14 protein-coding genes are annotated in these 24693 nt (G+C 46.6%); 5 read left to right on the top strand and 9 right to left on the bottom strand.

From position 1 onward, the window contains the following. Window positions 1–52 precede the first annotated feature (52 nt). Both AC5JBY_RS03990 and AC5JBY_RS03985 read left to right on the top strand, forming a co-directional pair. Window positions 53–2068, top strand: a complete 2016-nt coding sequence (locus AC5JBY_RS03990) for an alpha-ketoacid dehydrogenase subunit alpha/beta (protein ID WP_495903262.1) — start codon at window positions 53–55, stop codon at window positions 2066–2068. Window positions 2069–2181: 113 nt separating this feature from the next. Beyond that, window positions 2182–8052, top strand: coding sequence for an alpha-2-macroglobulin family protein (locus AC5JBY_RS03985; RefSeq protein ID WP_495903261.1), 5871 nt, complete (start codon window positions 2182–2184; stop codon window positions 8050–8052). A 66-nt stretch (window positions 8053–8118) separates the two neighbouring features. On the opposite strand, the gene AC5JBY_RS03980 is transcribed toward AC5JBY_RS03985, so the two are convergent. From AC5JBY_RS03980 to AC5JBY_RS03970, 3 genes are all read right to left on the bottom strand, one after another. Beyond that, window positions 8119–9693, bottom strand: coding sequence for an N-acyl-D-amino-acid deacylase family protein (locus tag AC5JBY_RS03980; protein WP_495903260.1), 1575 nt, complete (start codon window positions 9691–9693; stop codon window positions 8119–8121). A gap of 82 nt (window positions 9694–9775) precedes the next feature. Further along, entirely contained in the window at window positions 9776–11950 is a 2175-nt protein-coding gene (locus AC5JBY_RS03975) for a penicillin acylase family protein (RefSeq protein ID WP_495903259.1), read from the bottom strand. A 9-nt stretch (window positions 11951–11959) separates the two neighbouring features. Then, window positions 11960–13174: a dipeptidase gene (locus tag AC5JBY_RS03970; protein WP_495903258.1), complete on the bottom strand. Its 1215-nt coding sequence runs from the start codon at window positions 13172–13174 to the stop codon at window positions 11960–11962. Window positions 13175–13221: 47 nt separating this feature from the next. On the opposite strand from AC5JBY_RS03970, the gene AC5JBY_RS03965 reads away from it, so the two are divergent. Together AC5JBY_RS03965 and AC5JBY_RS03960 are read left to right on the top strand one after the other, a co-directional pair. Beyond that, the gene (locus AC5JBY_RS03965; RefSeq protein WP_495903257.1) at window positions 13222–13710 is read left to right on the top strand and encodes a GNAT family N-acetyltransferase; all 489 of its coding nucleotides are present in this window, start codon (window positions 13222–13224) and stop codon (window positions 13708–13710) included. Window positions 13711–13740: 30 nt separating this feature from the next. After that, window positions 13741–15141: a S41 family peptidase gene (locus AC5JBY_RS03960; protein ID WP_495903256.1), complete on the top strand. Its 1401-nt coding sequence runs from the start codon at window positions 13741–13743 to the stop codon at window positions 15139–15141. Window positions 15142–15237: 96 nt separating this feature from the next. On the opposite strand, the gene AC5JBY_RS03955 is transcribed toward AC5JBY_RS03960, so the two are convergent. Then, entirely contained in the window at window positions 15238–15426 is a 189-nt protein-coding gene (locus AC5JBY_RS03955) for a CsbD family protein (protein WP_495903255.1), read from the bottom strand. A gap of 191 nt (window positions 15427–15617) precedes the next feature. On the opposite strand from AC5JBY_RS03955, the gene AC5JBY_RS03950 reads away from it, so the two are divergent. Beyond that, window positions 15618–17096: an FAD-binding oxidoreductase gene (locus tag AC5JBY_RS03950; protein ID WP_495903254.1), complete on the top strand. Its 1479-nt coding sequence runs from the start codon at window positions 15618–15620 to the stop codon at window positions 17094–17096. A gap of 9 nt (window positions 17097–17105) precedes the next feature. Here AC5JBY_RS03950 and AC5JBY_RS03945 read toward each other — a convergent pair whose 3' ends face one another. The 5 genes from AC5JBY_RS03945 to AC5JBY_RS03925 all read right to left on the bottom strand — a co-directional run bounded on the left by AC5JBY_RS03945 (window position 17106) and on the right by AC5JBY_RS03925 (window position 24577). After that, entirely contained in the window at window positions 17106–19295 is a 2190-nt protein-coding gene (locus AC5JBY_RS03945; protein WP_495903253.1) for a penicillin acylase family protein, read from the bottom strand. A gap of 1124 nt (window positions 19296–20419) precedes the next feature. Then, on the bottom strand, window positions 20420–20965 hold the full coding sequence (locus AC5JBY_RS03940; protein WP_495903252.1) for a DUF8685 domain-containing protein: 546 nt from the start codon (window positions 20963–20965) through the stop codon (window positions 20420–20422). Window positions 20966–21022: 57 nt separating this feature from the next. Further along, window positions 21023–22546 carry a serine hydrolase gene (locus AC5JBY_RS03935; protein ID WP_495903251.1) on the bottom strand — a complete coding sequence of 508 codons (1524 nt, stop codon included), beginning with the start codon at window positions 22544–22546 and terminating at the stop codon, window positions 21023–21025. A 28-nt stretch (window positions 22547–22574) separates the two neighbouring features. Beyond that, complete coding sequence (locus AC5JBY_RS03930) at window positions 22575–23870, bottom strand: serine hydrolase domain-containing protein (RefSeq protein ID WP_495903250.1); 1296 nt, start codon at window positions 23868–23870, stop codon at window positions 22575–22577. A 38-nt stretch (window positions 23871–23908) separates the two neighbouring features. Then, on the bottom strand, window positions 23909–24577 hold the full coding sequence (locus AC5JBY_RS03925) for a hypothetical protein (RefSeq protein ID WP_495903249.1): 669 nt from the start codon (window positions 24575–24577) through the stop codon (window positions 23909–23911). Window positions 24578–24693 lie beyond the last annotated feature (116 nt).

Below are 24693 nucleotides of genomic sequence, written 5' to 3'. Positions count from 1 at the left end.
AAAATTAAAAGATAGCCTTCCCCGGCTACCTTACGATATATATCTTTGGTGTATGCAATTTAACCGTAAAGATCTATCCAACGAAACCCTGATCCATTTTTATAAAGACCTCTTGCTTCCCCGCATGATAGAGGAGAAAATGCTGGTACTGTTGCGGCAGGGAAAGATATCCAAATGGTTTAGTGGCATCGGGCAGGAAGCCATTGCAGTAGGCGCAGCGCTGGCCCTGGAGCACGACGAATGGATCATGCCATTGCATCGGAATCTCGGCGTGTTTACTACCCGCAAAATGCCGTTGAGTAAATTACTGATGCAATGGCAGGGCAGTCAGGAAGGATACAGTAAAGGACGCGAAAGAAGTTTTCACTTTGGCAGCAAAGAACACCACATCTGTGGAATGATCTCACACCTCGGTCCCCAGCTGGCTATTGCCGATGGAGTAGCCCTTGCTCATAAATTGCGTAAAGAAAATAAAGTAGCCCTCGCATTTACCGGCGAAGGAGGCACCAGCGAAGGTGATTTTCACGAAGCACTCAATACAGCAGCAGTGTGGGACCTGCCGGTTATCTTCCTCATCGAGAACAACGGATATGGGCTGAGCACCCCCGTTAGCGAACAATACCGTTGCGAAAGCCTGGTAGAGCGTGCCAAAGGCTACGGCATGGAAGGAACAAAAATAGACGGCAACAACCTGCTCTCTGTATACGATACCATCAAAGGCGTGCGCGACTATTGCCTCGAAAAACAAAAACCCTATCTCATAGAATGCGCCACCTTCCGCATGCGTGGTCACGAAGAAGCCAGCGGTACTAAATATGTGCCACCATACCTGTTCGAGGTATGGGAAATGAAAGACCCCATAAAAAACTATGAGCAATTCCTGCTGGCCGAACAGGTATTGGATGAAGAACAAATAGTGACCATAAAACAAGACATTAAGGAATACATAGAAGTAGAGCTGTCCATCGGATTTAATACCGCTCCCATTTTTGCTGATACCGAACAGGAGCTGGAAGATGTCTATGCTCCACGCTCAACAAATGCTCAGGCTGTTAAAGTGATAGATAATGCACTTCCCACTCTCCATTCCCCATTGACCACTCATCCCGAGAAGCGCCTCATCGACGCCATCAAAGAAGGCCTGCACCAGTCGATGGAGCAGCACAGCAACTTCCTCCTCATGGGACAGGATATTGCCGAGTATGGTGGTGCATTCAAAATAACCGAAGGCTTCGTGCAGGATTTTGGCAAAGAACGCGTGCGCAATACCCCCCTTTGCGAAAGTGCTATCATAGGCAGTGCACTCGGCCTTAGCCTCGAAGGATACAAGAGCATGGTGGAAATGCAGTTTGCTGATTTCGTGACGATGGGCTTCAACCAGATCGTTAACAACCTCGCCAAGATACATTACCGCTGGGGCCAGTCGGCTGATGTGGTTATCCGTATGCCGGCAGGTGGTGGAGTAGGGGCCGGACCATTCCATTCGCAAAGCAACGAAGCCTGGTTTGCGCATACACCTGGCCTTAAGGTAGTATACCCTTCCACGCCAATGGATGCAAAAGGGCTGTTGATCGCAGCCATCAACGACCCCAATCCCGTTATCTATTTTGAGCACAAAGCCCTCTACCGCAGCGTGAGCGGTCCGGTGCCACAGGAATACTATGAAATAGAAATTGGTAAAGCCCGTGTAGTACAGGAAGGCGTTGATATCTCCATCATCACTTATGGAAGCGGTGTTCACTGGGCTACAGAATATGCCAACAGCCACGACTATATTTCATTCCATATCCTCGACCTCCGCACACTGTTGCCATTGGATTATATCGCTATCCGCAATGCAGTGGCCCGCACCGGCAAAGTACTCATACTACATGAAGACACCCTGCTGGGAGGCATTGGAGGAGAACTGGCTGCCTGGATAGGAGAGCACTGCTTCGACCTGCTCGATGCACCTGTGATGCGCTGCGCCTCCCTCGATACGCCTGTGCCATTTAACACAGAACTGGAAAACAACTTCCTGGCAAAAGCACGACTGGATGAGTATATCCGGAAGCTGATTAACTATTAACCTCAACAATATTATCAGAAAAGCCATTCAAAGTATTGAGTGGCTTTTTTATTGTCCCAATGCCTTGTGTAATCAGGTTATCTTGTGCATCTTCATCCAAACAACCTGCTTGCATGAGCCGTAAAACCCTGTGCCTCTTACTGTCCTTATGGTCCCTTTCTGCTGTTGCCCAGCACAACCTGTCGGGCAGCCGCCAGAAAAGCGCCATGACCTATATATACCGCATTACACCAAAAGAAGCCTTGCTCTTATACCGCTCAAACATGGACGAGCTGGACAAAAAGCACCTCCATACAAAAGTGGATTCTTTTGCTACTGATAAAATAGAAGAACCTGAACTAAAGCCCGGTAACTATCTTTTTATACAGGCAATCAACAATGAACTGGAAGGAGAATTAAAAACCATCGACGACCTGCAGATCAAGCTGCTGAGTAACGACCGCGACCTGCTGATCGCCTTGCATGATAAGAACGGCAAAACCATAAAAGATGCACAGATAGAAGCCGGAAGAAAAAAGATGGTCTATGATGACAGCTTGCATCTATTCCGGCTAAACAAAGAAAGAAGACCACGAACCATTAAGGTCTACCACCAGGGCACGCTACACTATTATCCACTCCGTAATACAGGAAGAGACTTTTGGTTTAAGCTATCCTGGTCTTTCCCGTTGCGCTATGTCATACAGCCTGTCAGGCGATTGATAAACCCGGGCCGGTTCAGGCGCTACCGCAACTATTTTAGCGGAGGCACGGCTTATGAAAAGAAGTTTACCGGGTTCATGGCCTTCAGTAAACCAAAGTATAAGATCGGCGACACCGTAAAGCTGAAAGCCTGGGTGGCTACCCGGAAAGGTAAACCGGTAAACAGACCTTTATTACTCCGCCTCACAGATTATAGATTTGAGAAAGATACCATCCTTACCATCCTCAAACCTTACAGGCCCGGCGGCTATGAATACAACTTTGTAATAACAGATAGTCTTGATCTTACCCTCGACCTGGACCATGGCATTACCCTCGAAGAATTAAGCAGCCGTAAATACAACCTGCACGAATATGATGGAGATTTAGAGGAGAGAGAATATGCATTGAAGCGCTCCGTGCTCATGCGCGGTAGATTCTACCATGAAGAATACGAGTTGGGCGCTGTTACCTTTAAAGCCCGCAGCGATAAAAAAGGACATAACCGGGGGAACCTGGTAGCAGTTTATTGCAAAGCCACCGATGAAAATGAAATGGCAGTAATGGATGGCCGGGTACAACTACTGATAAAACCTTCGAGGTACGGGGAAAAAGAATTTTACGGTTCCCAGGTATTCCTGTCGGATACATTGTGGAATCATGAACAACCCCTGGAAAGTGTCGGCGAGACGAAGATCATCATTCCCGATAGCGTCTTCCCCGCCGCCTCTTTCAAATATGAGATCACCTGTATTTTTCTGAACAGCAATAACGAAGAGAAGACGGTCACCTTGCAACAAAGCTTTTCTGCAGAACACCAGCAGGTAAAGTTCGACCAGCAGGAAGACAGCGTACATATCTCCCTTTGGGAGGCGGGCAAATCGATACCTGCCAGCGCCACATTACTCACCTATGCCGGCAGCGGCAAAGTGATAAAAGAAGAGCCGGTACAATTGCCAACGACTATCCGCCTCGATCCCTTTGCAGAATTCTATGAAATAGAAAATGATTCCTTGTATGAGGATTTCCATCCCGATAAAGAGCAGGACATTATTAGTTGTCGCACTTTACGTACACGTGACTCGGTGATGATACAGGTAGTTAACCCACGGCGCCTGCCTTTCTGGTATACCATCTTTGCAGGCAATAAGGTCATAAGCCGTGGCTACAGCGATTCCCTGTTGTTTGTTGACCAGGTACGTACATCAAAGAGTTATTCTATTTCGCTCCAGTATATTTATGGCAATGCCGCCAAACAGGAAAACTATACCATACCCTTTAAAGAGAAAGCCCTGAATGTACAGGTCAACCAGCCCAGCCAGGTATACCCCGGACAGCAGGTTAAAGTAGATATCGCCGTAACAGATGTGGACGGAAAACCAGTACCCGACGCAGATGTAACAGCCTATGCCTTCACTAAAAAATTCAATAGCGCAGCCGCTCCGCGTATCCCATATCTCGGAAAAACCTACAGAGGCCGCAAAATGTACAATCAATTTTATCACCGGGAGTCTACGCTTGATCATGGCTCACTCCAACTGAACTGGGAACGCTGGAGCAAAGAAATGGGACTGGATAGCATAGAGTATTATCGCTTCTTGCATCCGGCTACGATATATACCAACACGGAAAAGGGCAATCACAACATTACACAAATAGCCCCATTTGTAGTGTTTAGGGGAAACCTGCAGCCCGTGCAACTTTTATACATAGATGAAGAACCTTATTTCTTTAGTCAGGCACAACAGCTCCAGCAATACAGCTTTGCCGTGAAGCCGGGCAAACATGCACTAAGGATAAGAACGCCCAACCGCCTTATCTACCTCGATAGCATCTGGGCCACGGAAGGCATGAAAACGTTCCTCTCCATCAATGCCGATACATCCAACAAAGCCATCCGGCAGCAGAAAATGCCCGACACACTCACCAACCAGGAAAAAGCACTGTGGAGCAAGTACATGATCCTGATAGAAAACAACTTTGGCGAAAAGCTGGCCACCGTTGAACAAAATAACAGGATTACAATAGTCAACCTCGCTGGCAGGTTACAAACAGATGGAGGATATTATGTAGATAGGTACGGTATTCAAAATATATTGACAGGACCCTTGGCGCCCATCACGACAAACCTGCAGGTTAAAGAGAGATTCGTTCAATCATTTCAATCAGAAGGCAGCTACCTCTTCAATATTGCGCCAGGATTGATCAAACAAAAGCAACTGCCATATGGTAGATATCCCTTTGACAGCCGCTTGTTCTGGGATTCACGAAAGCCTTCTTTTAAGGATTTTGTTCTTACTGCTACAGCTGTAGATAGCTTGTGGCAGGATTTTCTGGATCACCGCAACGCTACCGAAGAGCTGTTCCGTAATACGCAACTAAATGCTACAGGAAATGGATGGTTACAGATCGATCGTCCATTGGATGCACAGCATGAGGAGGTTTTTGTAAAATCAGTTATTCTGTTCCGCTACGATGATCCCGACTTTGCCCGCATCTATAAAGGCAATACACGGGATATGGGATACGTGCAACCTGGCATGTACCGGCTGATGTTATTGCTCAGGGGAGATCAGTATTATATAAAAGACAGTATGCTGATTAAAGCGCATGGTATTAATTATTATGCCCCGGGTATCATTACACCCCGCCCGAAAGACAGCACGAGTACAAAAATTGCAGTCATCCTCAATAACCGGGAATCAAACTGGCATAGCTACCACCAGACAGAAGACCTGGATAACATTAAAACAACCTTTCATAACCAGTACCTCGATCTTTCACATTATTCAAAAACGATCAGTGGCCGGGTTATTGATAAAAGAGGCGACCCGATACCTTTTGTAAGGATTGTTGTAAAGGGCACTGGTATAATAGCTGCTACTGATACAGGGGGCTATTTTAAATTGCGTGTACCGGAAAGAGGTACGATCGAATTTGCCGCTGTTGGATATAATTCTGTCACGAAGAAAATTACTGCAGAGAGCACCTATGATATAAGAATGGCAGAGGCAGAAAACGCGCTGCAGGAAGTAGTGGTAGTTGGATATGGCACGCAGAGAAGATCAATGAATACAGGATCGGTTACTTACCTTAATTCAGAAACCATGACCCTGAACAGAACGGGTCTCACGTTCCGGATCCAGGGCCAGAATTCAATACAGGTCGATAACACCGGACCGCTGGTATTGCTGGATGGCAATCTGGTTATGGGTGATTGGAACAGTATAGATAAAAATCTCATCGCGGAAATAACTATACTAAATAATGCTGATGGACAAGCGATCTATGGTTCGCGTGCGGCTGCTGGTGCCATCCTGATCACAACAAAGAAAGGGCAGCTGGAAAAAGAATTGGCACGGGAAGAAGAAGCAATTCAACCAGGTAATACCTTAAGAACAAGGTTCCGGGACGATGCTTTCTGGCAACCTGCCCTCCGGACCGATCAATACGGAAAGACATCCTTCACCGCCACTTATCCCGATGACATTACCAATTGGCGCACGGTTGTCATTGCAATGGGCAACAACAGGCAAACAGGCATTGCGGAAAACTCCGTACGTTCCTTCAAAGCATTGACAGGGGTTATCGCCCTTCCCCAATTCGCAGTAGCGGGCGACTCGATACAAGTGATCGGCAAAACCATGAACTATGGCCTCGACACCATCAACGTAAAACGAACATTCAGCATCAACGGAACAGTACAGCAGGAAGCGCCCATCAGGGTCACCAATGCCCGTATAGATAGTTTTATGGTCGCGATTGCGCAACAGGATTCTGTTAAGTTTAAATATACCATTCAAAAAGACGACGGATATTTCGACGGAGAAGAAAGAAGCATTCCTGTGTTCAAACAAGGCGTACAGGAAATCAAAGGCTTCTTCACTACCCTCGAAAACGATACAACCATTACGCTGCAGCCCGAAGCAGCCCTGGGCAAAATGACCATCCATGCAGAAACCTCCGTATTGCCGGTATTACTGGATGAAATAGAAACACTCCGCAATTATGAATACCTGTGCAACGAACAGGTAGCATCCAAGCTAAAAGCACTGTTACTGAAGAAGAAAGTATACGGCTACCTTAAAAAAGATTTTAAAGAAGAAAAGAATATACGCGAACTGCTTGCCCGCCTCAACCAAAGTAAGTCGGAAGGATTGATGTGGGGTTGGTGGAGCAACAATACCCCCGTACTGTGGATAACACAACATGTAACAGAAGCACTGCTGATGGCAGAGCAGCAGGGATACACAGTTAATCTCAACAAACAAGCCCTTATCGATTACCTGGTGCTCAATTTCAATCAGTACCAGCTCACGGAAAAGATCACAACAGTGAGATTGCTGCAGCTCCTTGCTGCAAAAACAGATTATAAGAAATACATCGACACATTGGATAAGTACGTAAAGAAAGAAACGCTGTATGAAAAACTACAGGTACTACAATTGAAGCAGGCGGCGGGCTTGCCGGTCCTGCTCGATACCTTCATCACGAAACAACAGCGAACCATGATGGGCAATCTGTATTGGGGAGAAGAAGAGAACAGATATCACTTCTTCAACAACACCATACAGAACACCCTCGCGATGTACCACTTGCTAAAGCGTGCAGGCAATCAGGAGCAACTGTTGAAAAAGATCAGGTATTATTTCCTGGAAAAACGAAAAGACGGCAAGTGGCGCAACACCTTTGAGTCGGCGCTTATATTGGAAACGATCCTGCCCGATCTGTTGAATAACGAAGCAGCTTTACAACCTGCTTCACTGACGATCATAGCAAACCAGGCAAACGTTATCAATACATTCCCGTACACAACAACGATCTCCGGTACCGATAAGCTAACGATTACAAAACAAAAAGGAATGCCGGTCTACTTCACGGCTTACCAGCAAAACTGGAACCCTGCCCCCAAAAAAGTAGAAGGCGATTTCATCGTGCAGTCCTCCTTTGAACACAACGATCAAACAAAAGCAACATTAAAAACAGGAGAGCCGGTTACCTTAAAAGTAGAGGTAACCGTGAAAGCAGATGCAGACTATGTGATGGTGGAAATACCGATACCTGCCGGTTGTTCCTACAGAGACAAAAACCAGTCATGGCAAAACAATGAGGTACACCGGGAGTATTTCAAAAACAAGGTGAGCATCTTTAGTAGCAGCCTGCCTAAAGGCAAGTACAAGTTTACAGTGTCACTGTTGCCACGCTACACAGGAAGCTATCACCTCAACCCTGCCAAAGCTGAAATGATGTACTTTCCGGTATTCTATGGCAGGGAGGAAATGAAGAAGGTCAGCATAAGATAGATTCAAAGTCGTAAGGGTGGGTCGCCCTTCCCGTCCGTTGACGGGACGGCTCACCTTTACAATACGTTATAATTTAGCAGGTCCATAAAGCGCTACACCGCTCCTTGTTTTGTTGTGTTTTCCATCCTCAACAACGAGCTTGCCGTTTACGAGGATGTATTGAAAACCTACAGAGTATTGATGCGGTTGTTCAAAAGTAGCTTTATCACTAACCATGCTCTCGTCGAAGATGACAATATCGGCGGCCATGCCTTCCTTCAGCAGACCGCGGTCTTTGAGTTGGAACTTCTGAGCTGCGAGAGAGGTCATGCGGCGTATCGCTTCTTCCAGCGACATTACTTTGGCCTCACGCACATAACGGCCCAGAATGCGCGCATTGGTGCCGTACCCACGGGGATGTGGCATGCCTCTGCCCGGCACGGGTATACCGGCATCGGCGCCCGCCATGCAGAAAGGATATTTCATGATGTATTTCACATCGTCCTCATGCATACTATGATAAACCATCTGAGCGCCGCCCTTCTCCACCATATCCATAATGGTCTCCGCTTCATAGCTGGCCTTTCCTTTACGGCCCATCAGTTTGTTGATTTCGGTAATGCTTTTGCCATTATAAGTACTGTCAGATGAATAATTGGCCACCACTGCGTAACTGTAGTTCTTAAACTTATAGCGCGCCAATTGCTCCAGCATCTCTTTCTTGATCTGCGCCCTGACAATAGGATTATGTAAACGTGCTTTCACAGAATCCTGACCACCAGCCAATGCCCATTCGGGTAATCTTACACCAAGGTTAGTACTGCTGGCAGTATAAGGATATTGATCGATGGTCACGTCCCAGCCTTCAAGCCTGGCTTGCTCGATCAGGCCAAGTGTAATATTACTCTTACCCCAGTTACTCCTGCCACCGATCTTGAAATGCGATATCTGTACAGGAACATTGGCTTCCTTGCCCACTTGGATGGCTTCATTGATCGCTTCCACGGCACTGTTCTCTTCATTGCGGATATGCGAAGCATAAATACCATTGAAACGGCCTGCTGCTTTCGCAAGACTTACCACTTCAGCTGTATTGGCAAAAGCGCCCGGGATATAAATAAGACCGGTAGACAAACCGACAGCACCTTCTTTCATGGCCTGTTCCACCAGGCTGTCCATCCTTAGCTGTTCTGCAGGAGAAGGCAGGCGGTTATCACGTTTCATGATCTGTTCGCGAACAGTGTTATGACCAACGAGAGAAGCCACATTGATAGAAGGATGCAAACTGTCCACACGGAAAAAGAACCGCTTCAGGTTAGCGGCAGAGCTGCCGCAGTTGCCGGTGACGACTGTTGTCACCCCATCATAAATATAATTATCGGCAGTAGGCTGATCAAAAAGGCCGCCTTCGATATGCCCATGCACATCGATAAAGCCAGGGGCAACGATCAGCTTCTTCGCATCGATTATTTTAGGAGCAGTATAATTCGTGAGCTTGCCAATGGCGATTATCTTTCCATTCTTCACGGCTACATCCCCATAAAACCAGGAATTGCCGGTGCCATCGATCACCTTGCCGTTACGGATAATAACATCAGCCGTCTGTTGTTGTGCCATCACACAAACCGGCATCAAAAAGATAAGGAACAATAACTTTCTCATAATATCGCAGCAGTTTATTAATGTTAGTAATGATCTCTATCGAAGCAAACCCATTGCCGATTGTCGACTGCCGATTGCCGTTTTATTCCCCCGGATGATAAGTCCGCTCTGCATTCCTCAACACATCCGGTTTATAGAACAGCACATCCTTGAACTTCCCTTGCGTATACATCTCCGCCTGATCACCAAAATGAGAAGAAGCAGGATCACTGCTGTTGCCGCCAGCAAGCAAAGACTTTGCTTTCACCGTTTTTCCAAACTCAACCGCACAGATAAAACTATTACCATTATACCCATAGCGCTTTTTAGTACCATCCATCACCCGGCTCACAAAAGAAGGAAGACAACCCCACGTAGAAGCAGCCATGCCCGAAGGTATACTGGGTTTGCTGTCATCATACGTTTCCTGCAATTGACCGGATAAACGTTGATAGCGGTTGATATCACCCCACGGAGTATTCCAGGTGCCATAGCGCCTGTCGAGGTTACGTACAGCGGCAGCCAGTGGCATCAACAACTGTTGAGGAACAGCCCTTTTTACGAAGACAGAAACCTTCGTTACAAAATCCGGAGCATTCACCCCATTGATCATGGACTGTAAAGTTTGTCCCCATTCAATAGCAAGTGAAGTCGCTACGGAGTTAGCGGCAGAATGCAGGTCCCATTTACCAAGTACCGCAACAGGCTCGGCAAGCAAAACATGCAATGAGTCTGAAGCCGGAAGCGAAGCAAAAGCCTTCACAACTGCCAGAACCAATTCTTCAAAAGCAGAGAGGTAAGTATCATAACCCGCTGCAATTAGTTTATCAGGTGTAAAACTATTTTCCTTACTCAGTACCCGCACAGCATTGATGCCCCGGAAGTTCTCGGCCTCGGTCGACATATAAGCAGGGTAGTCAGCTTTCCGAGGACTGCTACTGCCCGATGAGGTGAAAGGAGTAGAGTTACAATTCTGTATCCAGCCACTGGCAGGATTGTACAAGTGTATAGTTTCATCCAGCTTATGGAGGCCCTTCCATTCAGTAGCCTTGATACTGCCATCCACAGGCTTCGACCAATCGAAACTGGTATCGCGCCGGGGAACAAAGTTGCCATGCCAGTAAGCAATATTGCCTTTGTCGTCCGCGTACACGGTGTTGTTGGAAGCATTCGACAATAACTCCATGTTCTTTTTAAACGAAGCAAAGTCAGTACTCTTGGTCCGTTGCCAGGCCTGGATCAAACCATTGATATGACGGTTCACCGCCCGCACGCTGATCCATTGACCATTACGTTTGGCCATCACAGGACCATGATGCGTGGAGAAAGTAGTAACCTGTTTGTTGCTCATGATATTTCCATCCTTATAAGCAAGCGTAAACGTTTGTTGCTTCACGGGTCGCAACTGACCATCATACTTATAAAAGAAACCATTGTCCTGTTTCACTACCTGTTCGGCATACGTATCAGCTACATCGGCATAGCCCGACGTGTGCATCCAGCCACAGTGTTCATTGAATCCCTGGTACACGAAAAACTGACCCCAGGTCACAGCACCATAAGCGTTCAATCCTTCCTCACTCACCATATGCACTTCAGGACGGAAGTAAAAAGTTACGTGTGGATTGATGTATAAAATGGGGTTACCGGATGCTGACAGCTTGGGGGCTATCGCAAATCCATTCGAACCGGTATGAATATCTTCAAGATTGGGAGCGGTCACGGAAACAGTTGAATTATCGCCTGTATAAAAACGTTGCAGTTCACCGCTGGTTACACCCCCGGTGTTGATAGCCGAAATACTGCCGTCAGTCCACATAAGCGGATACCACGGCTCAAAATAGCGTAGCAGAGCAGGCTTTACTTCCGGGTGCTTGTACAGGTAATAGTTCATCCCATCGGCCCACGCATTCAACAGCTTTTTCAACCAGGCAGGACTTTTACCATAGTCCGCCATAGCACCAGCTGAGTCGATCACCAGTTTAGTAAACAGGTCATTATAAATATTATTGACACCATTTACTTCAGCGGTCCTGCCAAGGATATCGATATAATTACTCTCAACCCGTTTGAAATCATCTTCACATTGCGCGTACATCAAACCGAACACGGCGTCTGCATCCGATTTACCATAAACATGCGGAATGCCCCATTTGTCACGGATGATGGTCACCTGCTTAGCCTGCTGCTCCCAGCGTGTGATCATTGCTTTTGAAAAACCTTGTGCAGCCACCTGGCCACATAGCAACAGGAAGAAGAATAATTGACAAATACGCATCACTTGCAGTTATTTTACAGTATTGGCTTTGAATACCCGGATAAAATTCTCACCGAGTATTTTACGGATATCTTTTTTGCTATAACCCCTTTTTACAAGTTCTTCGGTGATCAAGGGAAAGCTGGTCACATCATCCAGTTGTTGCGGTGCAGAACTGATGCCATCGAAGTCGGAACCCAGTCCCACATGATCTGTTCCCACGAGCTTTACAATATAGTCGAGGTGGTCGATGAGCAAAGAGAGCGGTGGACGTAACACTTTCACTTCATCTGCATACTTCTGAAAAAGATAGTTGTCGGCAAAATAGGGGTCCGACACAGTATTACGGATGGAATCCCTTTCCGCTTTATGTTTCTGCGTAAAAGCACGGTTACGCGCTACAAAACCGCTATCTAAAAAGCCGGAAAAGAAATTGAGGTGAATAACACCACCATTCTTGGCAACAGCTTTAATTTGATCATCCTTCAGGTTGCGAAACACAGGGCAGATACTATACACACAACTGTGTGATATCAGCACAGGCTTGCTGGTGGTATTGATGGCGTCCCAGAAAGTTTGTTCACCCACGTGGCTGAGGTCCACCATCATGCCCAACTCATTCATGCGGCGCACAATCTGTTTTCCAAAGTCGGTCAGCCCCTTTTTCCGGTCCTTCATATCCTGAGCGGCAGAGTCGGCGCCAAACTGCTGGCGCGAGCCCGGCGTTTCATCCATCGCAGATGTAGCCCACGAAGTAGAATTATTCCAGGTAAGCGTCATATAACGAACCCCACGTTTAAACAGGCTGTCGAGATAATCGAGCCGGTCTTCGATCATATGGCCGCCTTCGAGGCCGATCATCGCAGCGAGCTTTTGCTGCTTCACCACTTTCTTCAGTTCAGCAGGCGTAGTCACCAGGGCGATCTTATCGGGATTGCGTTTAATAACGGCATACAACGTATCGATCTGTTGATTGGCACGATTGAAACCTTTGCCAGGACCATACGAACCATCACTCCACACAGAGAAAATTTCTACATCCACGCCACCCTCTTTAAAGCGCGCAAGATCGGAATGGGTCTTCCCCTTCAATGGCTGATCAAACGATACCTTCTCATCGATCGCAGAAGTAAGAATATCATTATGCGTATCTACAAGAATAGATTTGAAATGAAGTTTCCTTGATTGCGCCTGCAAAAAAACGCAACAAAAAAGGACAGTACTAAGCAGCAGAAGTTTTTTCATGTGATGATAATAAACTGCACTAAATTTAGTCAACACTTTACAAATACATGCTGCAAATTGTGCTGATCGGAGAAGAAAGTCCTGAATTGGATAATATCCGCAACTTATTTCGCGAATATGAGCAAGAGTTGGGAGAAGATCTGTGCTTTCAAAGCTTCGAGGCAGAACTAAAAGCCCCCTTGGAGAAATATGGACCGCCCACAGGAACCTTGCTGTTGGCATATTGGGAGCGGGAAATTGCAGGTTGTATTGCGCTAACAGCCATGAAGGAGCCGGCAACCTGCGAAATGAAGCGTTTATATGTAAAACCAGCCTTTCGTAAATACGGCATCGGAAGAAAATTAGCAGAAGAACTGCTAAAGCATGCAGTCGAAAAAGGCTACACGACCATGAAGCTCGACACATTGGAAAAACTACAGGCTGCCATCCGTTTATACGAACAATTGGGTTTTGAAAAGACTGCCCCCTATTACGATAACCCCTTGCCGGGAGTAGTATATATGGCAAAAAAGCTGGATACCACAAATTCATTGTAACATATCGCAAGCTCGTCCGTCTTAAAGGATATGAAAAACATCCTTTTTGCCCTGCTACTGCTGCAGGCAACCAACACTACTGCACAAATAGACACGGTGTCCAACCTGAGCGATACCGAAAAATTGTATGGCCTCTCTGTCTTTTGGAAAGAAGCCGCCTACAACTTCGCCTATTTCGATAAAGCGAATATCAACTGGGACAGTGCTTATCAGGCATTTATACCAAAGGTCCTGGCCACCCGCAACACCTGGGACTATTATAAAGTAATGAAGCGATTCTGCGCCCTGCTGAAAGATGGCCATACGAACATGTATCCACCCAACAACAAACTGATAAAAGGTGGAGCCCTGTATTCGCCATTGTTGTTTTCCTGGCTCGATGGTAAGGTCATTATCACGAATGTCGCTAAAAAAGATTCTGTAGCTATCCCACTGGGATCGGAAGTTGTAGCAGTCAACGATATACCGGTGATCACTTACCTCGAAAATGAGGTCATTCCCGGCATTTCGGCTTCAGCCAACCATCAGCTTTGGAATGATGCGGCCAGGCAATTGCTCTCCGATGTCGATACAAACACTTTATTCAACCTGACACTAAAAACACCGGCAGGTAAAACGATTACCCACACCACACGCCTGCGCACCATCCGCTACAACTGGGCCTATCCATTACCCAATACTCCCTGGAAAAGGTTCCGTTACGAAAAGCTGCCCAAAGACATAGCCTACCTGCAGTTCAATACGTTTGGTGCAGATAGCGTGGTTGTTGATTTCAAACAAAGGTTACCGGAACTATACGAAGCAAAAGCAGTTATTATAGACCTGCGCAACAATGGCGGAGGCAATACCAGTATAGGAACAGCCATTCTCAAATACTTTACCGATCAGAAATATATAAAAGGATCTACCTGGCGTAGCCGGGAGCACATAGCATCCTTTAAAGCCTGGGGCAAATTCATTAAAGACGAAGAGCTGGAAAAACACCTGAAAGAAAATCCGTTCAACAGGATAATGATACAAAAGACCTATGATATCTCCCGGGGTAAATACTGGCACTATGGCGACACATCCTCTACCTACAATGAAGTCACCGATAAAAAGATAACAGTACCCTTGGTAGTATTGATTGGTAACAACACCGCTTCTGCTGCAGAAGATTTTCTAATTTCTCTTGATGATCTCAAAGGAAGAGCAGTAGTGATAGGCGAGAGGACATACGGCAGCACCGGCCAGCCATTATCGCTTGATCTGCCCGGAGGCGGCGCTGCAAGAATATGTACCAAGCGTGATACGTATTCTGATGGAAGAGAGTTTGTCGGCTACGGCGTTAAACCCGATATAGAAGTGAAGCGCACCGTCGAAGACTACATAAAGAAAAGAGATGCCCAGCTGGAAAAAGCCATCGCATTACTGAGTGAGAAAATAAAATAAATTCTGTCACCCTGAGCTTGTCGAAGGGTCGTAAAAGCGAAAGGGAGTCCCTCAAAAGACTCCCATTTCTTAATGTATATATAGAGTGGATGTTGTTTAGCCAAGCGACTTGAGCCATTTAACGAGTTCATCTTTACCCTTACCGGTCTTTTTTTGAAGACGGCCCAGCAATTCATCGTCTTTACCCTCTTCATATTTAAGGTCATCATCAGTCAGGTCAGCATAGGCTTGTTTTACCTTACCCTTCAATACATTCCATGTTCCTTTTAATTCAAGCTTATCCATAATTGTAAGTTTTTGTACAGATGGATATAAAAAGCCCATGCCAGCAGGCCTGCATAAAACAGGCAATTATGATGTAGAATTATTTCTACTAAAGCAATCCCGTTTGTTGATCATCCACCAATCCTTTTGCATATTTTAACAAATCTGTGCTGCTGATTTTAATACATTGGAGAAATAAATGAACCCTCCGCATGAAAAGGAAAGTTACCCCTAAGCGAATACTGCTTTTCATCCTGCTTATAGTATTGATCCTTATAGCCCGCCCCACCTGGCACATCCTGTATACATGGTACAAAGATCCGGCACCGGCCAGCCAGCATAAGAGAGGGTATGCAAACGATGCGGGTAAACTAAGCGAAACACATATAGATACGATCATCAAAGTAGCAACCGGCCGGCAGGCGGCAGAAGAACAGCTGGTGCAAATAATAAAGCAGGCAGCGGCAACCGGTAAAAAGATTTCCATTGCCGGAGCACAACATTCGATGGGAGCTCATACGATCTTTCCCGATGGCATCATGATCGACATGAAAAGCTTTAATACGATGGAGCTGGACAGCAGCCGCAACCTGTTGGAGGTGGGTGCAGGCGCCCTTTGGTCACAGATCATTCCATACCTCGATAAACACGGTAAGTCGGTAGCAGTCATGCAATCCAACAATTCCTTTTCCGTAGGAGGTTCCATTAGCGTCAATTGCCATGGCTGGCAACCCAACGCACCGCCCATTGCCGGCACGGTGGAATCCTTTCGCCTGATAGGCCCAACAGGAACGATCACCACCTGCAGCAGGCAGGAAAACCCGGAATTGTTTTCCCTGGTCTTGGGCGGTTATGGATTATTCGGCGTCATATTGGATGTTAAACTGCGGGTAGTGGATAACAAGATGTACCGGCTACAGCAGCATGTCATCAACAGCGGTGACTATATCCGCAAGTTTGATGAAGTAGCCCGTAGTGCAAAAAACGTGGGCATGGTGTATGGCCGCGTCAATATCAACCCCCGCAACTTTATGAACGAAGCCATTCTGTCGGTATTTACGATCGATAGCCTGGCTGAGATGGAGCCACTAAAAGAAACGGGATACACAGGCATACGCCGTGCTGTATTCAGAGGGTCGGCCAATAGTGATTATGGAAAGAACCTCCGGTGGAAAGCAGAAAAGTGGGGCGCCAGCCTGGTGTCAGGCAAAAAATTCCCCCGCAACCAACTGATCAACGAAAGCGTGGAAGTATTTCAGAATACCACGCCCGGCTACGCCGACATACTCCACGAATATTTTATACCCAAAGATTCAGTAACACGCTTCATTGAAATATTGAGGAACACAATTCCGCAACACAAAGTAGACCTGTTAAACATCACACTGCGCAACGTGGAGAAAGACGAAGACACATATCTAAAATATGCCCGCGAAGAAGTGTTTGGATTTGTGATGCTCTACAACCAGGCCACCACGCCCGAAGCAGATGCTGCCATGAAGACTTTGACCCAACAGCTGATCGATGAAGCCATTGCTTTGCGTGGCGCCTATTACCTGCCCTATCGCCTGCATGCTACCCGCGAACAGCTATACAAAGCATATCCGATGGCAGGGGAGTTCTTTGCAAAGAAAAAAACCTACGACTCGCTGGAGCTTTTCCAAAACCAGTTTTATAAACAGTATAAATAGGGACCGGCACTATTCACCGGGATGATAAGTCCGCTCGGCATGCTTTTCAACGTCCTCTTTGTAAAACCAGGCATCTTTAAACTTACCTTCCACATACAATGGCGCTTGGTCCAGGTAATGCGAAGAAGCAGGATTGGCGCTTTGCCCGAAGTACATAATAGAGCGCGCCTGTATACGCGGACCAAATTCAACGATAGAAGTATACGTATTACCACGCGTGCCATAAAACTTTTGCTGCCCGCGCGTTTGACCATTACCAAAAGCAAACAGCGAACCCAATGGGCTGGGCACAGCAGCTACAGGCCAGCTGGGTTTGTTATCGTCAAACCTTTCCGGAGAACCTTCCACCCGTTGCAGGCGGTTGATATCACCCCAGTTGATGAAAGCAGTACCAAATCGGGCAATCAACGCATCGACAGATTTGCCGAGCAGCTCAACAGCCACATCGCCAGGCATGGGCAACTGGTTACCCTGCAGATCAGTGGCATTATCATCACCAGCCGTTTGCCGCGGTTGATTCCTGTTCCAGTTATCATACTGGATATACCACATCACAGCAATACTGGTAGCCTGGCTGGTTAGCGTATACCGGTAATTCCAGCGGCGCAGCGTATCGGCCACGGCACCTAACTTTTCTTTCAGCGCAGGCGAAGCAGCAGCCATACTATCATAAGCCTGTATAATTTGCGGCAGCCATCCGGCCATCATAGGCAGGTGATTGCTCACGACTAATTTTTCAAATTCAGTAAAAGATATCTTCTCCGGTCCGGATAACAAACGCACTGCTTCTACAGCACGGAAAATATGCTTATCATAAGCCATGTAAGCTGGATAATCACCTTGCTTAGGGCTGCTCACAGCTCCTGCTGCCATATAAGGAGTGGAGTTGCAGTTCTGTATCCATCCCGAAGCAGGATTGATGACATGCGCAATCTCTTTGAGCCGATGCAATCCCTGCCATTCAGTAGCCGGGTTGCTGCCGTCAACAGGCCCGCGCCAGTCAAATTGAGTAGAGCGTTTAGGAACAGCATTGCCATGCCAGTAAGCGGTGTTGCCATACTTGTCGGCGTACATGGTATTGGGATAACCCAAAGCCCTTTTATTCATGGCGGCAGTAAACTGCTTCAGCTTCTTCGAGCGGCACATTTGCCAGCATTGCTCGATATAACTCGATTGCGTACCGGTAACATTCTTAATGGTCACCAGCAATGAGTCACGCCGGGCCACTACGGGACCATGATGCGTTTTGCGTAAAGTCACAACTCTATGCTGAATGCCGTTAGCCGTTTTATAACGAACCGTGTCTTGCCAGATGGTAGCAGTCCGGTAACCATTGCCATAACGATATTGAGCAGCATCAGTAGGATGATCAAAACGTTCAAGATATACATCCGTAAAATCAACGCCGGAGTTGGTATGCGCCCATCCGCTGTAAGCATTGAAGCCACTCCAGATATAGAAATTACCAAAGATGGCAAACCCTGATACATTTAAACCCTGCTCACTGATCAGATGACACTCATACCGTTGCCCGCCACCAAAAAAGTTGACGTGCGGATTGATCAGTAACATACTGTGCCCACTGGTCGATTTCGACGGCGCGATTGCCATAGTATTGGAACCATTTTCACGCTCCTCGATCCCGGTATCATTACCTTCACCTTCGGCCCGGGGCAATACAGTATTATTGTAAGCCCGCACTTCTGCGCCGGTGATACCATGCCCGGAAGGATTATCAGTGCCCGGCAGCAGAAAGAACCAGGGTTCATAATACTGAAGCAAACGGCGGTTGGTATCAGGATGTTTGTACAGGTAATAATTGATGCCCGCAGCGGCACTGTTACAAAGATTTCTGATCAGGGAAGACGCGTTGGCATAATCAACCTTTGCCTTCCTTATACATTCAAACAAAGCAACCGAAACATCGCCTTGCAGTCGACCCTCACCATACACTTCACCGGCACGGCCAAGCCCACTGATAAAAGACTCTTCCAGCTGACGAAAATTATCTTCACACTGCGCATACATCACGCCAAAAGCACAGTCCGCATCTTTTTTACCATAAATGTGAGGCACACCCCAGTTATCACGAATAATAGTAATGCGTTGCGCTTGTTGCTGCCAGTTACTGACCTCCTTGGCACTGAATTGAGCCAATAATTGTAGAGGAAGAAGAGACAAAAGAAGAAACTTTTTCATGTGAGATGTACCCGCTGGATTTTGGGCAAACAAGATACGAAATGCAATATTTTGAAAAGGTGCAGTAGTACGCGTGTGAAGTGGTTAATTAAGTGTCCAGCCGGCCCTTGGCAGGAAGAAAGCTGCAAAAAAGAGCCAAAAAGCATAAAAAAAGCCCTAACTGGAAAGTTAGGGCTTACACTAATCAAATACCATTAACCATTAAACCTTATCCTATGAAAGAACAAAGATAGAGCGTATTCTGATCGATGGCTAATATTGGGTACCAGTGTTTTAGCCCACTAAGGGGAAACATTTAGTTGCGGTAATGAAAAGTTGATATATATACAACCAGGACGCCGGAAAGCAGAAAAAATAAAACCTTGATTCTATTCTTCCTTACTTCCCGTCTTCCCGGCGCAGACTCAACCGACAACGGAGTTCCTGCTGAAACGGGGCCCCGGCAAAACCACCAAAGATTGCAGGAAGCATCTTCGTTGGCTGTTGTACAGATGGCTGTCAAAAGTTTGGTCCTTGTATAGAACCATTCTTTAAACAATCACTGAACAACGATTGCCGGAGTAGGAGCGAGGTAGCAGTGTACTACCGTTGCCGGTGCTGCTTTTCGATCTGCTTGTAAGTAACGGTACATTGAGTTGGCCGTGGCCAGAGGCAACAACTGAATGTAGCGCTACAAACAAGGATTGAACAAAGTTGGTCATGACTAACTGTTCAATGCAAACGTACAACACCGAGATACCCGTTTCCAAATTAATTTGGCCACGATTCGGAATAATGGGAATATTAGGAATTTTAGTTACTATTTTTCTTATTATTCCTAAAATTCCCAAACCGCAACAGAAAAATTTGGAAACCGCATTACCGGTATTGTATATTCGGCGCTTGCTATTAGGAACGGACAACAGAATAGAAGTAGGAAAATTTCCGGAAAAGGTAAGAAAAGAGGAGTCGGAACGGAAAATCAGGTGAGGATACAGGATAGATAGTCCATGGATGGTCCATAGATGGACCGTAGATCGACCATAGATAGTCCATACTAATAGCACGAAAGGGTAAAAGTGATGTAATTTGCAAAAAAGGGCAGGGCAGGACGCGCCCTTTATGCAAATACAGGTTGAAAACCATTAATCCTCTTTCGCACCCTTCTCGCCCACAAACCACTGTTCCTTGTTTCTAAACAAAACGTTGAAAGTGGTGAGCGAACCATAAATCCGGGTAATGTATTGTTGCAGGTTTACTTTGTCAGCATCACTCAATTGCTTATGCGCATTGATCTGCTGCTCCAGCACCCGCAGCCTGTCGCGCAGCATCACGATCTTGTGAAAGAAAGCCTCGATGGGAATGTCTTTAGGCTTTTGACTTTTATCCGCCGGCTGCAACAACATAGTGCCACCTTGCCAGCGATCGCCGAGCGGAACGTTTTCTGTAACACCACCCCAAAGCCTTAGTATCTTGAGCAACGATTTCTCTACATCTGAATGCGTTTCGATTTCTTCCGTCACATTTTCCGGGATGATCTCATCGAGGTTGGTGTCATTCTTATCCACCTCTTTAATACCGTGATTAATAAACGAAATAAGATAAGTGGCAAAGCGAACACCTACAATAACACCGGGGCCATAATGCGTATGTTGCAACCGGGTACCAATTCCTAAAGTAAGTTGATCCATAATAACAGTTAATATGTAATATTTTTCTTGTCAGGCTGAGCTTGTCGAAGCCCTACATTATTTCTTATAAAACTCATACGGTGTAAACTCCACAAAGTCAGCCATCGTAACAGTTACTGATTTCACCTTGCCTTTGTCAATAACAAAAGGCCACACCTTGATACCATACAACGCTTCACTCCACGTAGCCAGGAAGCGGTTACCGCCCAACGGCTCTAGCGTAACATAGCGGCCCTTGTGATGTTCAAAGCGCGCCACCAGTTTGCCATCTTCAGGTTTGATACTCATCTTGTCATACACCTCGTGTGTATAATCTCCGGCATAAGCAGCCAGCGCAAGAGAAGCGGTAGGTTTGGTGGCAATAGTATCCTGCTTCTTTTTCAGCCACTCCTCCGTTTGCTTTTCCTGTGCTTTGTTATACCCGATGTATACATTACTGTAATTGCGATAAGGCAAACCGAGATAAGCATCCATGATCTCATAACGCAGGGCCTCATAAAAATTGTTGGCGTCAGTATTCGTGAATACGATAATCCCGAGCTTTTCTTCAGGCACCATGGCCACGCTGGTCACAAATCCATTTACACCACCGGTATGACCAACGAATTTGCGTCCGCTGTATTCTTCCAGGAACCAACCCAATCCGTACAGAGAAAAGTGCGCCTTGTTATACATATGGCCGCCATTCCCTAAAATAGAGTGGGGCAGCCGGGTTTGACCAATAGCACTGCCAGGGATCACCTGCTTATCATTGTACTTGCCATTATTGAGTTGTGCCAGCACCCAATGACTCATATCACTGACAGAAGAGCTGATAGCACCTGCAGGCGCCATATTATCGATCCTGCCATACGGTATCTTCTTCAGCACACCCTTGTCTACTGTGTGCGCAGCAGCTTTGTTGGAGGCAGTATTGATAGACGCCGACAAGGCCAGCGTACGTTTCATGTCCAGTGGAGTGAAGATCCTTTCCTCCAGGAACTGTGCCCACGTTTTACCACCGGTAGCCTTAGGGATGATCTCGCCGGCAGTCATAAAAGCAGCATTGGTATAACCCCATTTACTGCGGAAACTGTACAACGGTTTCACTTTGCCAAACTTCTCCCGCACCTCTTGTAAAGTGAGGTCCGAATCGAAATACATGAAGTCGCCCTGGAAAGTTTCAAAACCTAATCGGTGACAAAGCAGGTCCCTGATGTTGGCCTCCTTGGTAACCCACGGATCATACAACTTGAAATCAGGCAGCCATTTTTGAACACGATCATCAAGCGACAACTTTTTATCATCATCCAAAATAGCCAGCGCTGTAGCAGTAAAAGCCTTAGAGTTGGAGCCGATCATGAACAATGTATTAGTATCTACCTTATTATTAGTACCAGCCTCCTGTACACCATAGCCCTTCATCACTACTACTTTCCCATCTTTGATCACACATACGGCCACGCCCGGTATTTGCCAGTCCTTCATCGCCCGCTCAACATAAACATCCAGGCTGTCCTTGATAAAGGACGGAGTATTATCCTGCGCATAAACTGCCATACTAAGCAGGCTGCACAAAATGAAGTAGAATGTTTTTCTCATGATGTTAGTTTTAGGTTCACTCAACAGCTCAATCATTGATCGCCTGATACACCAGCACCTTATATAGGTTACTCAAACTGCCCCATTTGGTAGGATATACATTTCTATACAATAGCCCAACCAGCTTTTCCTTGGGATCAACCCAGTAAGTAGTGGCAAACATTCCGCCCCAATCAAAAGTACCTTCCTGCGTAGGCATAGCAGCACTGCCCCTTTCAGTAGTGATGCCAAAGCCCAGGCCAAACTTGTTGGTGCCACGCGAAACATCGCCGATCTGGTTCATGGTCATCATCCGAACAGAGTTGCGGCTTAGCAGGCGCTTGCCATTATATTCACCACCATTCAGCAGCATTTGTAAAAAGACGGCATAATCATAAATCGTAGAAGATAAACCGCCGCCACCGGAAAAGTAAGTACCCTCAGTAGCAGGGTAGTCACGGGAGAACTCACCATTGATACCAATGTGTTCCGGCATGGCTTTCACCCGTTGGGTAGCGGTATCATCCGTATACAACATCACGAGCCGCTTGTATTTATCTTTAGGCAGGTAAAAATAAGTATCCTTCATGCCCAGTGGTTCGAAGATGCGCTTGTGAAGGAAAGCATCCAGGCTCATCCCGGAAACCACTTCAACCAAATACCCCAATACATCGGTATTAAGGCCATACGTCCACTTCTCACCCGGCTGGTGAAACAGCGGCAGGCGGCCAAGGATCTTCATCTTATCGGCCAGCACGATCTTGTCGACACCAATGCCACCAACTACACCTGTTTTGGCATAGATGGCATTGGCTTCGGGAGTACCGATCTGAGCGTAGCCAATGCCAGAGGTATGCGTAAGCAGGTCGCGGATAGTGACCTCCCTTTTGGCGGGAATAGTTGTATAACTTGAATCGGCCTTGTTGAATTTGTCCAGCACGGTCGGCTTCCTGAACTCAGGGATATAATTGGAAATAGGATCGTCCAGCATAAACTTCCCTTCCTCATACAACATCATCACAGCCACACTGGTAATAGCCTTCGTTTGCGAAGCAATACGGAAAATGCCATCCTTCTGAAGCGGTGTGTTTACATCCTTGTCATAACCCACACTCTTATAATAAGCGATCTTGCCATTGCGGATAATAAGCGCCACAGCACCATTCATACGCCCCTTATCAACATATTCCTGTAATACCTTATCGATGCGTTGTAAACGTTCTGCGGAGAAACCCGCAGCAGCAGGAGTGGCCGCCGGAGTAATAACAACCGGGATAGGTTTAGATTGAGAAAACGAGATGCCTGTAACAAGGCAACAGGCAATCAACCATGCTGTTTTTTTCATATATGCCAGTAAGTTGGAATGAGGATTCAAGATAGGAATTATTCTTCCTTCTTCAACTCACCCATAATAAGCTGTAAACGGTGGAATTTTTCGAAGCTCTTTTTGATGTACAACTGGAATTCATATTCCGTGGCTTGTTGTACCAGGTATAATGGTGGTCGGTACTGCACCATGAAAGTGTCCAGGTCGGGACCGCGCAGTTTGGTGAGCTTGATCACCAGCGCACGGCTGAAGCGGTGATCGATATATTTATCGATTTCCTCCTGTTCCAGCCTTCTTCGGAAAGACATCATATCGCGGTTGCGCCGGAAACGGAAGATATTGATGAACTCACCAAGGTCCATGCCTACACCGGTAGGAGCGGTACCGGAAGTGATAGGTAAAGAAGATACGCTAACACCCGGCTTTTCAAAATTGAATGCCTTGGCATAATCGAGCCGGTTCTGGATGGAATCCCGTTTATAGTTAGGCAACTTCACCAATACCTGCTTCAGCTCCGTGACATTTACATGCAGGGACACTTCAAACAACTGCATGTTGCGGATATTCACCACGGCATATTTGGGAGTAGGTTTACCCAGATAAGAAAACCAGATGGAATCCGATTCAGGCACCACCAGCGAGTAGCGGCCCAGCGAATCTGTAATCGTACCAGCCCCCGAGTTACTCATCACACTCACAGCCTGCATGGGATTGCGCTGCGACATATCATACACCCGGCCGTTTACCCTGACCTGGCCTACGGCGGTTGTTGTGGCTGCTATACACAGCAACAGGCATGATATAATTAGGGCCAGTCTATACAAAAAAGTAGAATTGAGGT

The organism is Paraflavitalea sp. (genome assembly GCF_059502485.1).
This window is presented reverse-complemented; position numbering and strand designations above follow the sequence as displayed.

Excerpts from the sequence above, each read along its gene's own strand:
- AC5JBY_RS03990 (WP_495903262.1), top strand. The coding sequence starts at position 53 with ATGCAATTTAACCGTAAAGATCTATCCAACGAAACCCTGATCCATTTT.
- AC5JBY_RS03985 (WP_495903261.1), top strand. The coding sequence starts at position 2,182 with ATGAGCCGTAAAACCCTGTGCCTCTTACTGTCCTTATGGTCCCTTTCT.
- AC5JBY_RS03980 (WP_495903260.1), bottom strand. The coding sequence starts at position 9,693 with ATGAGAAAGTTATTGTTCCTTATCTTTTTGATGCCGGTTTGTGTGATG.
- AC5JBY_RS03975 (WP_495903259.1), bottom strand. The coding sequence starts at position 11,950 with ATGCGTATTTGTCAATTATTCTTCTTCCTGTTGCTATGTGGCCAGGTG.
- AC5JBY_RS03970 (WP_495903258.1), bottom strand. The coding sequence starts at position 13,174 with ATGAAAAAACTTCTGCTGCTTAGTACTGTCCTTTTTTGTTGCGTTTTT.
- AC5JBY_RS03965 (WP_495903257.1), top strand. The coding sequence starts at position 13,222 with ATGCTGCAAATTGTGCTGATCGGAGAAGAAAGTCCTGAATTGGATAAT.
- AC5JBY_RS03960 (WP_495903256.1), top strand. The coding sequence starts at position 13,741 with ATGAAAAACATCCTTTTTGCCCTGCTACTGCTGCAGGCAACCAACACT.
- AC5JBY_RS03955 (WP_495903255.1), bottom strand. The coding sequence starts at position 15,426 with ATGGATAAGCTTGAATTAAAAGGAACATGGAATGTATTGAAGGGTAAG.
- AC5JBY_RS03950 (WP_495903254.1), top strand. The coding sequence starts at position 15,618 with ATGAAAAGGAAAGTTACCCCTAAGCGAATACTGCTTTTCATCCTGCTT.
- AC5JBY_RS03945 (WP_495903253.1), bottom strand. The coding sequence starts at position 19,295 with ATGAAAAAGTTTCTTCTTTTGTCTCTTCTTCCTCTACAATTATTGGCT.
- AC5JBY_RS03940 (WP_495903252.1), bottom strand. The coding sequence starts at position 20,965 with ATGGATCAACTTACTTTAGGAATTGGTACCCGGTTGCAACATACGCAT.
- AC5JBY_RS03935 (WP_495903251.1), bottom strand. The coding sequence starts at position 22,546 with ATGAGAAAAACATTCTACTTCATTTTGTGCAGCCTGCTTAGTATGGCA.
- AC5JBY_RS03930 (WP_495903250.1), bottom strand. The coding sequence starts at position 23,870 with ATGAAAAAAACAGCATGGTTGATTGCCTGTTGCCTTGTTACAGGCATC.
- AC5JBY_RS03925 (WP_495903249.1), bottom strand. The coding sequence starts at position 24,577 with ATGTCGCAGCGCAATCCCATGCAGGCTGTGAGTGTGATGAGTAACTCG.